Origin of the sequence: Streptomyces sp. DH12 (genome assembly GCF_020873895.1) — a bacterium.
Classification (GTDB): domain Bacteria; phylum Actinomycetota; class Actinomycetes; order Streptomycetales; family Streptomycetaceae; genus Streptomyces.
In genome coordinates this window covers 1-403 of record NZ_JAHWGT010001516.1, presented here as the reverse complement: position 1 = coordinate 403, position 403 = coordinate 1, and the positions used below count along the sequence as shown (strand labels likewise).

Sequence of the window (403 nt, the reverse complement as noted above, 5' to 3'; positions counted from 1 at the left end):
GTATAGTGCGATTACCTTGCCGAGATGTCCAGCGACAGGAAAAGCGTCGTTCCATACTGAATCCGAGGCCAGGATCTGGATGATCAAGCAGCCGATGCTGGACATCATTCCGGATCGCATCTACCGGTGCCCAGAATGCCGTTACTGGCATTTGACCGGCTCGCATTACTGGACGAGCCGAAAAATCAAGTGGCAGAGGAACTACGGTAGGCGTGAAGCTGCCTCCCAGCGCATTCGTGGAAAGCGTCGGAAGAAGTGACGGACTGTCGCATCGGTCTCGCGTTCTCATGACCGAAAGATGCGCAAGCAGGTAGGACAGAGGCCATTCAGGTGGAGGTGCGCTGCCTGACCGGTCCGGAGGGCGGCTTTCCCGCTTCTCTTCCAAACAGAAAGACGACTACGA

Annotated in this window: 1 protein-coding gene; it reads left to right on the top strand. The window is 56.3% G+C overall.

Annotation, left to right across the window (positions count from 1 at the left end; all coding sequences use genetic code 11):
• The coding region (locus tag LPA54_RS40835) for a hypothetical protein (RefSeq protein WP_228985467.1) at window positions 1–259 on the top strand (259 nt) is incomplete at its 5' end.
• Window positions 260–403: the final 144 nt, after the last annotated feature.